Annotated in this window: 9 protein-coding genes; 7 read left to right on the top strand and 2 right to left on the bottom strand. The window is 70.0% G+C overall.

Translation table 11 applies throughout. The annotated features are described in order from the left end of the window. On the bottom strand, positions 1-214 hold a 214-nt coding region (locus G3I65_RS18240), incomplete at its 3' end, for an enoyl-CoA hydratase-related protein (protein WP_203612423.1). 22 nt (positions 215-236) lie between these two features. Between G3I65_RS18240 and G3I65_RS18235 the strand changes: the two genes are divergently transcribed. Next, complete coding sequence (locus G3I65_RS18235; protein WP_160697176.1) at positions 237-605, top strand: hypothetical protein; 369 nt, start codon at positions 237-239, stop codon at positions 603-605. Between the two features lie 170 nt (positions 606-775). On the opposite strand, the gene G3I65_RS18230 is transcribed toward G3I65_RS18235, so the two are convergent. After that, positions 776-1,222, bottom strand: coding sequence for an Lrp/AsnC family transcriptional regulator (locus G3I65_RS18230; RefSeq protein ID WP_026468878.1), 447 nt, complete (start codon positions 1,220-1,222; stop codon positions 776-778). 83 nt (positions 1,223-1,305) lie between these two features. On the opposite strand from G3I65_RS18230, the gene ddaH reads away from it, so the two are divergent. The 6 genes from ddaH to G3I65_RS18200 all read left to right on the top strand — a co-directional run. Continuing rightward, the gene (gene ddaH / locus G3I65_RS18225) at positions 1,306-2,133 is read left to right on the top strand and encodes a dimethylargininase (RefSeq protein WP_375336693.1); all 828 of its coding nucleotides are present in this window, start codon (positions 1,306-1,308) and stop codon (positions 2,131-2,133) included. A gap of 86 nt (positions 2,134-2,219) precedes the next feature. Further along, positions 2,220-2,861 (top strand): polysaccharide deacetylase family protein, encoded by a 642-nt coding sequence (locus G3I65_RS18220; RefSeq protein WP_166640247.1) that lies wholly within the window; start codon positions 2,220-2,222, stop codon positions 2,859-2,861. Between the two features lie 223 nt (positions 2,862-3,084). Then, entirely contained in the window at positions 3,085-3,771 is a 687-nt protein-coding gene (locus tag G3I65_RS18215; RefSeq protein ID WP_160697174.1) for a glycoside hydrolase family 75 protein, read from the top strand. A gap of 250 nt (positions 3,772-4,021) precedes the next feature. After that, positions 4,022-5,338 (top strand): nucleotide sugar dehydrogenase, encoded by a 1,317-nt coding sequence (locus tag G3I65_RS18210; RefSeq protein WP_160697173.1) that lies wholly within the window; start codon positions 4,022-4,024, stop codon positions 5,336-5,338. Continuing rightward, positions 5,319-6,509 carry a glycosyltransferase family 4 protein gene (locus G3I65_RS18205; protein ID WP_160697172.1) on the top strand — a complete coding sequence of 397 codons (1,191 nt, stop codon included), beginning with the start codon at positions 5,319-5,321 and terminating at the stop codon, positions 6,507-6,509. The genes G3I65_RS18210 and G3I65_RS18205 overlap by 20 nt, the downstream gene beginning before the upstream one ends. A 110-nt stretch (positions 6,510-6,619) precedes the next feature. Next, the coding region (locus G3I65_RS18200) for an exopolysaccharide biosynthesis protein (RefSeq protein ID WP_163046717.1) at positions 6,620-7,536 on the top strand (917 nt) is incomplete at its 3' end.

Below are 7,536 nucleotides of genomic sequence, written 5' to 3'. Positions count from 1 at the left end.
CGCGGCTGAGCGCGGAGAGGTCGGCCCCGGCGCAGAAGGCGGGCGGCGTCCCGGTGACGACGACGGCGTGCACGGATTCGTCCCGCTCGGCGGCCTCGACGGCGGCCGCGAGCTGGGCGGACAGGTCGAGGGTCAGCGCGTTGCGGCTGCCGGGCGCGTCGATGGTGAGGAGCGCGACGCCGCCGGCGTGCTCGCTGACGATGCTGTCGGTCATCGGGCCAGGGTATTAGTGGTGCATGGGGGAATTGCTGGTGGTGCTGGTCGGCAACCTGCTGACGATGATCGACATGACGGAGCTGTTCGGCGCCCGCCGCCGACGGGCCAGAGCCGCGGCGTCCGCGCGCGGCGAGCGGGTGTCGGTCCCGTGCGTGCTGCGGTCCGAGGAGCTGACCGAGGGCCGGGAGCGCCGCGGCTGGATCGCGGTCGGCGAGGGGCCGGCGACGTGGCGGACGCCGGGCGGGGAGCCGGAGCCGTTCGAGCCGGGGGAGCTGACGATGCAGGCGGTCGACCGCCAGGCGGTGACGTTCCACTCGGCGGGCGGTCGGACGGAGCTGCGGCTGCACCCGGACGAGGCCTCGCTGGTGCTGCGGGCGCTGGCGGGCTGACGCCTCCGGCCCCCGGTCACCAGCGTATCGAGGTGGACCGACCGTTCCGCGACCCCGACGGCCCGCGGTGCGGACTTGTCCACAGGCGCGGCTGACCTGTGGACAGCGGCGCGCGGCGGCCCTGAACCGTCGGCCCCCGCCGATAAGCTGGAAGACGGGGGCCGGAGGCGTCACTCCTCCGGCGTCGGCGGCCGCTCCAGCAGCCGCGAAAGCACCACGGTCGACACCGTCCGGTCCACGATCTCCAGCCCCCGCAGCCGCTCCAGCGCCGTCTCCAGGTGGTGGATGTCCGCCGCCCGCAGGTGCACGATCGCGTCCGCGGCGCCCGACACCGTGTACGCCGCCACCACCTCCGGCAGCGGCTCCAGCCGGGCCCGGATGCGCGCCGGGGTGATGTTGCCCTGGCACGTGACCTCGACGAACGCCTCCGTGCCCCAGCCCAGCGCCTCCGGGTCGACCACCGCCGTGAAGCCCCGCAGGATGCCCGTTTCCAGCAGCCGGTCGACCCTCCTCTTGACCGCCGGGGCGGACAGGCCGACCACCTTGCCGATCTCCGCGTAGCTGCTGCGCGCGTTCGCCACGAGACACGAAACGATTCGCTGGTCGATGGTGTTCACACGCAACATTTAGCACAGATGTGCGCAGCGAACAGCGATTGATTGCGGAATTAGGTGCCCCTTACCCTGCAACCATGCAGGAGATGCGTGTACCGACCACCCGTCGATACCTCATGTGCCCGCCGCGCCACTTCGCGGTGGACTACGTGATCAACCCCTGGATGGACCCGACCCAGCCGGTCAGCGCCGACGTCGCCGTCGCGCAGTGGACCGAGCTGCGCGACACCTACCGCCGCCTCGGCCACACCGTCGAGGAGATCGACGCCCAGCCCGGGCTGCCCGACATGGTCTTCGCCGCCAACTCCGGCACCGTCGTCGACGGCCGCGTGCTCGGCTCGCGGTTCCGCGCGCCGCAGCGGGCCGCCGAGGCCGAGCACTTCCGCCGCTGGTTCGTCGAACACGGCTACCGCGACATCACCATGCCCGAGAAGATCAACGAGGCCGAGGGCGACTTCGCCTGGACCGGCTCCCTGCTGCTCGCCGGCACCGGCTTCCGCACCGACCCGGCCGCGCACGCCGAGGCGCAGGAGGTCCTCGGCGTCCCGGTCGTCTCGCTGCAGCTGGTCGACCCGCGCTACTACCACCTCGACACCGCGCTGTTCGTGCTCGCCGAAGCCACCGACACGACGCGCGCGCAGATCGTCTACTACCCGGAGGCCTTCTCGGCCGGCTCGCGCCGCGTGCTCCAGCGGTTGTTCCCGGACGCCGTGCACGCGACGAAGGAGGACGCCGAATGTTTCGGGCTCAACGGCGTCTCCGACGGCCGCAATGTCGTCCTCCCGGTGGAGGCCACTCGATTGGGCGCGCTGCTTGCGGAGCGTGGTTATGAGCCGGTTTACGTCGACATCTCCGAGCTGCGGAAAGCCGGCGGCGGCCCCAAGTGCTGCACCTTGGAGATTCGCAAGGGGTGAATCCATCCGAAACCTGTAACTCACCCGTTTGCCACGGCGATTAATCGAAGTAACAAATCGACTACTCGCGGTGGCAGGCGGTGGGAATGGTGGCGGTGGTCCTCGCCGTGCACGGGATCGGCCGGCCGGCTCGCCAGCTCGACCCGGGCGAAGACGAGCGCTGGCTGACCGTCGAGCAGTTCGACGACGTGCTCGACGTCGCCGAGCGGGACGACGTCCACCTCACCTTCGACGACGGCAACGAGTCCGACGTCGAGATCGCGCTGCCGAGGCTGCTCGACCGCGGGCTCACGGCGGAGTTCTTCCCGCTGGCCGGCCGCCTCGGGCAGCGCGGCTACCTCGACCGCGACGGTCTGCGCCAGCTCGTGCGCGCCGGGATGGAGATCGGCTCGCACGGCTGGGAGCCGCGTGACTGGCGGCGGCTCGACGACCGTCACGCCCGCCGCGAGCTGACCGACGCGCCGAAGCTGCTCGGCGACCTGTGCGGGAAGCCGGTGCGGCGGTACTCGCTGCCGTTCGGCGCCTACGACAAGCGGGTGCTGGAGCGGCTGCGCCAGGCCGGCGCGACGCGGGTCTACACGAGCGACGGCGGCGCGGCCCAACGCGACGGCTGGCTGCAGGCGCGCACGGAGCTGCGCCACGACCTCGACGGCAGCTGGCTCGAGGGCGTGCTCGACGGCGGACACCGGCGGCCGCACTGGGCGGCGCGGTTGTTCCGCCGCGGCTAGCGCCGGTTTTGTCCGGTCGGCTCACCAGCCGCTTTGCCGGTGACCGGAACACGGTCCAGACCAATTTTCCGTGGCCGCACCCGATGAGCAGCCTTTTCGTCAAATCCGCCCGCCTGATGGGAAATTCCCGCACCCGGAGGTCTTGAACCCGGCGCCGCCCGCGGTGCATCCTGGGTCCTCGCCGCCGTAAGGAAAGTTTCCTAACTAAAGGGAGCACCGGGAAATGCGGAAACTGATCCTGCTCGCGACCCTGGCGCTGGCCTCGGCCATGATGCCCGCCACGCTCGCCACCGCCGCACCGGCCGCACCGGCCACTGTCGAAGCCGGCCCCACCGCAGCCCAGCTGCTGGCCAAGACGACCAGCTGCCACCAGATTTCGAACGGCAAGTACAAGACCGACGAAGACGTCTCGAGCAAGACGGTCGCCATCTGCGACGCCAACGGCGCCGTGTTCTGGAAAGCCGACATGGACATCGACTGCGACGGTCAGCGCACCACGCAGTGCAACGAAAACACCGACTGCTGCTTCCAGGACGACACCGCGTTCCACCAGTCCGACGGCAAGGCGCTCAACGCCGCGAAGCTGCCCTACATCGTCGTGCCGAGCTCCAGCAGCATCTGGAAGTACACGTCGTCGAAGCTGAAGGGCGGCGGTTCCTGCGCGGTGATCTACAACGGCAAGGTCGAGTACGCCGTCATCGGCGACACCGGCCCGTCGCAGATCATCGGCGAAGCGTCCTACGCGACGGCGAAGGACCTCGGCATCAACCCCGACCCGTCCAACGGCGGCACCGACTCCGGCGTGACGTACATCTGCTTCAAGAGCTCGACCGTCTCGCCGATCGAGAACCACGCCAACGCGATCAGCAAGGGCCAGAGCCTGGCGACCACCTTCGTGAACAACAACTGAACGCGCGCATTCCCGGGGCCGGTCCGCATCGGGCGGATCGGCCCCGGGGTGCGGGTAATCGCTGACCGCCGCCGCGCCGACCGTGTCGATCACCCACGGCAAGTTGCATTCGGAGACACGGTTTCGCGCCGGTAAACCGTTGCGCCTCACGGCAGTCTCACGCATTACCCCGTTCGCCGCCCTCGCGGTAACGATCCAGGGGCGCCTGCCGACCAAGGGATGGGTCGCGCGGGAAAAGCGGAGGTTTGGCGTGAAGATCAGTGTCTTCGGGCTCGGTTACGTCGGTTGTGTCTCCGCCGCGTGCCTGGCGGGGCAGGGGCACCGGGTGGTCGGCGTGGACGTCAACCCGGTCAAGATCGACCTCATCACGGCGGGCAAGGCGCCGGTGGTCGAGGAGCGGATCGGCGAGCTGACCGCCCAAGTCGTCGCGAGCGGCGCGCTGAGAGCCACGACCGACGTCGCGGAAGCCGTCGCCGACAGCGAGATCTCGCTGGTCTGCGTCGGCACGCCGTCGGCGCCGAACGGCAGCCTCTCGACGGTCTACCTCGAGCGCGTAGCCGAGGAAATCGGCGAGGCGATCGCGAAGAAGAGCGAGCGGCACACCGTCGTCTTCCGCAGCACGATGCTGCCGGGCACCTGCCTGGACCTGCTGATCCCGATCCTGGAGAAGGCGTCGGGCCGCACGGCCGGCGTCGACTTCGGCGTCGCGGTGAACCCCGAGTTCCTGCGCGAGGGTACCAGCGTCAAGGACTTCTTCGACCCGCCGAAGACCGTCATCGGCGAGATCGACGAAGCCAGCGGCGACGCCGTCGCGGCGCTGTACGAGGGCCTGCCCGGGCCGGTCTTCCGCGTGCCGATCCCGGTCGCGGAAATGACGAAGTACGCCGACAACTCCTTCCACGGACTGAAGATCGGCTTCGCGAACGAGCTCGGCTCGATCTGCCGGGCGCTGGGCCTCGACTCGCACCAGGTGATCGACGTCTTCCTCGCCGACACCAAGCTCAACGTCAGCCCGGCCTACCTCAAGCCTGGGTTCGCCTTCGGCGGCTCGTGCCTGCCCAAGGACCTGCGCGGGCTGGTCTACGCCGCGCACCGCGCCGACGTCAGCGTGCCGATCCTGTCGCACGTGCTCGCGTCCAACGACGAGCACCTGCAGCGCGCGTTCGATCTGGTCGCGCGCACCGGCAAGCGCAAGGTCGGGCTGTTCGGGCTGTCGTTCAAACCGGGTACCGACGACCTGCGCGAGTCCCCGCTGGTCGAGCTGGCCGAGAAGCTGCTCGGCAAGGGCTACGACCTCAAGATCTACGACGCGAACGTCAGCCTCTCGCGGCTGATGGGCGCGAACCGCGAGTACATCGAGGGCCGGTTGCCGCACCTCGGCCAGCTGCTGGCCGGGTCCGTCGAAGAAGTCATGGACCACGCCGACGTCCTCGTCGTCGGCTGCAAGGACCCGGACGTGCTGGCGGCCCTGCCGCACGGCGGCGACCGGGTGCTCGTCGACCTCGTCCGCCTGCCCGACGCGGCGACGCGTCGCCTTGAAGAGGGATATGCCGGCCTTGCCTGGTAAAGCGCTCATCCTCGTCGAAAACCTCTCCGTTCCCTTCGACCGGCGGGTCTGGCAGGAGTCCACGACCCTGCGCGACGCCGGGTGGGAAGTCCACGTGATCTGCCCGCAGGGCACGAAACGCGACACCGAGCCCGAAGCCGTCGTCGACGGCGTCCACATCCACCGCTACCCGCTCAAGGCGGCGACCGGCGGGCCCGCCGGCTACCTGCAGGAGTACGGCAGCGCGCTGTGGCACACGCTGCGGCTGGCGCGCAAGGTCGGGCCGGTCGACGTCGTGCACGCCTGCAACCCGCCGGACCTGCTGTACGTGGTCGCGAAGGTGCTGAAGCGCCAGGGCGCGAAGTTCGTCTTCGACCAGCACGACCTTTGCCCCGAACTGTACCTCTCACGCTTCGACCGCGGGCAGGACCTGCTCTACCGCGGCGTCTGCGCGCTCGAACGCGCCACCTACCGCGCCGCCGACGTCGTCATCTCGACGAACGAGAGCTACAAGCAGGTCGCCCGGATCCGCGGCGGCAAGCGGCCCGAGGACGTCTTCGTGGTGCGCAGCGCCCCGGTCGTCGAGCGGTTCCACGAAGTTCCCGTCGAGCCCGAGCTGAAGAAGGGCAAGCCCTTCATGCTGGCCTACCTCGGCGTGATGGGTCCGCAGGACGGCGTCGACTACGCCCTGCGCGCGCTCGCGAAGCTGCGCGACGAAGTCGGGCGCACCGACTGGCACGCGGTGTTCGTCGGCTCCGGCGACGCCTTCGACGACATGGTCGCGCTCTCGGCGAAGCTCGGGCTGGCCAACCAGGTCGAGTTCACCGGCCGGATCCCCGACGAGGACCTGGTCCGCTACCTCTCGACCGCCGACGTCTGCCTGTCGCCGGACCCGCTGAACCCGCTCAACGACGTCTCCACGATGAACAAGGTCATGGAGTACATGGCGATGAGCAAGCCGATCGTCTCGTTCGAGCTGCGCGAGGCGCGCGTCTCGGCAGGCGACGCGGCGGTCTACGCCCCGGCGAACGACGAGTCGGCGTTCGCGAAGCTCGTCTCCCAGCTGCTCGACGACCCCGAGGAGCGGGTCCGGATGGGCAAGCTCGGGCAGGCCCGGGTCGCGGGCGCGCTTTCGTGGGAGAACTCGGCGAAGAACCTGCTCGCCGCGTATGAGCACGCTGTGAAGTCCTGATCGCCGTTCGGTCAAGAACTCACCGGACGTGTAACCAATGTTCCCGGTCCGACGACGGTTCGGGTAACCGGCCGATCCACCGACCCCCGTTCGGCGTACCCGTCTCAGGAATGGAGATACCGCCGTTGACTGAAGACACGGTGCGCCTGGCCCTGATCGGGCAGGTCGTCCGACGGCGATGGCGGCTGCTGACCGCCCTCGCCGTCCTGGGCGCCGCGGTCGGTGCCGCGGCGTCGTTCCTGCTCTCGCCGGGCTACCAGACGTCGTCGAGCGTGCTGCTGCAAGGACCGCGGCAGGCCGACGAGCTGCTGACCCAGGCCGAGGTCGCGACCAGCTCGGTCGTCCTCGACCGCGCCGCCGCGCAGCTGGCCTGGCACCCCACCGGCGCCGACCTGAAGAAGCAGGTCAAGACGTCGGTGGCGAACGGCAACGTCGTGGCGATCACCGTCTCGGCCGACACCGCCGAGCACGCCCAGCAGCTCGCCGACCAGGTCGCGCAGCAGTTCGTGAAGTACTCCACCCAGCTGGCCAGCAACTCCGCGGACGCGTCGGTGCAGCTGGCCCAGGAACAGCGCGAGTCGCTGCGCAACCAGGTCAAGCTGACGACCGAGAAGATCAGCGACATCGCCAAGGGCGTCGGCGGGGACCTCACCGTCGAAAGCGTCCAGGTCCGCACCCAGCTCGAAGGGCTGCGGACGTCGCTGGAGCAGGCCATCAACGACCTGAACCAGGCCGACCTCGCCACCGGCATCGGCAACACCGTCGTGATGGGCAGCGCCGAACGCCCGGACGCGGCGGCCGCGCCGACGCTGACGCAGCTCGCCGTCGGCGGCGCGGTGCTGTTCTTCCTCGCCGGCGTCTTCGGCCACCTGTTCACCGCCCGTGCAGACCGGCGGCTGCGCGGCGAACCGCAGATCGCGTCCGCGCTCGGCGCGCCGATCCTCGCCGGCGTCGACGTCACGACGCCGCAGGGCGACCAGCTCCCGGCGACCGGCTTCGCCGGCAAGGTGCGGCGGCTGCTCGGCGG

The organism is Amycolatopsis sp. SID8362, assembly GCF_010550475.1.
Classification (GTDB): domain Bacteria; phylum Actinomycetota; class Actinomycetes; order Mycobacteriales; family Pseudonocardiaceae; genus Amycolatopsis; species Amycolatopsis eburnea.
Note: the sequence above shows the minus strand (reverse complement) of the source record. Positions and strands in the feature narration are given on the sequence as shown.

Bases quoted from the DNA above. Each gene is read 5' to 3' on its own strand.
- G3I65_RS18215 (WP_160697174.1), top strand. From the start codon at position 3,085: ATGCGGAAACTGATCCTGCTCGCGACCCTGGCGCTGGCCTCGGCCATG.
- G3I65_RS18220 (WP_166640247.1), top strand. From the start codon at position 2,220: ATGGTGGCGGTGGTCCTCGCCGTGCACGGGATCGGCCGGCCGGCTCGC.
- G3I65_RS18205 (WP_160697172.1), top strand. From the start codon at position 5,319: ATGCCGGCCTTGCCTGGTAAAGCGCTCATCCTCGTCGAAAACCTCTCC.
- ddaH (WP_375336693.1), top strand. From the start codon at position 1,306: ATGCGTGTACCGACCACCCGTCGATACCTCATGTGCCCGCCGCGCCAC.
- G3I65_RS18235 (WP_160697176.1), top strand. From the start codon at position 237: ATGGGGGAATTGCTGGTGGTGCTGGTCGGCAACCTGCTGACGATGATC.